Genomic DNA, 478 nt, shown 5'->3' with positions numbered 1-478 from the left:
GGCACAGGCGCTTGCAACATATTCAGCCGCACCCACTGCGACAGGGGCCAATAAGGGTATGGGCATATTAACGTCTCCTGTTTATCTTATTTTTTGCAATACAAAGAATGTCTTGAAACTGCTGTTCCAGCTCCTGACCGGGAATTCAAATACCCCGAATTAAATTCACATTAACAGGCAAGAGTAAACTTATGCTGACTGGCAATTAATTTTGCCCCACAGGCTGTTTGCATGCCTTCAAGCGCAATAGGTTTTCCTTTATATTTTAAAGAATCAGCACCCTGAACAATAGGAAAAACACCTTTACATTGGGGGCACTCTACCCAATCGTCTTTACCCGCTATAGGAATACCATTGTGAGTATATTGATCAATAGCGGTAATCACCTTACCGCCATGATCTGTCGTATCACCCAGCAGAATAACCGCTTTTGACATTAACGTTCTCCATCGTTTTTCGATTGGTAAATAACATCATT

The 478-nt window shown here is 42.1% G+C and carries 1 protein-coding gene; it reads right to left on the bottom strand.

Translation table 11 applies throughout. From position 1 onward, the window contains the following. Window positions 1-170: 170 nt before the first annotated feature. On the bottom strand, window positions 171-437 hold the full coding sequence (locus C5470_RS22215) for a PAAR domain-containing protein (protein ID WP_036843116.1): 267 nt from the start codon (window positions 435-437) through the stop codon (window positions 171-173). Window positions 438-478 lie beyond the last annotated feature (41 nt).

It is taken from the genome of Photorhabdus stackebrandtii (assembly GCF_011189495.1).
GTDB lineage: Bacteria > Pseudomonadota > Gammaproteobacteria > Enterobacterales > Enterobacteriaceae > Photorhabdus > Photorhabdus khanii.
The sequence above is the reverse complement of the archived record's forward strand: the minus strand, read 5'-3'. Positions and strand labels throughout refer to the sequence as shown.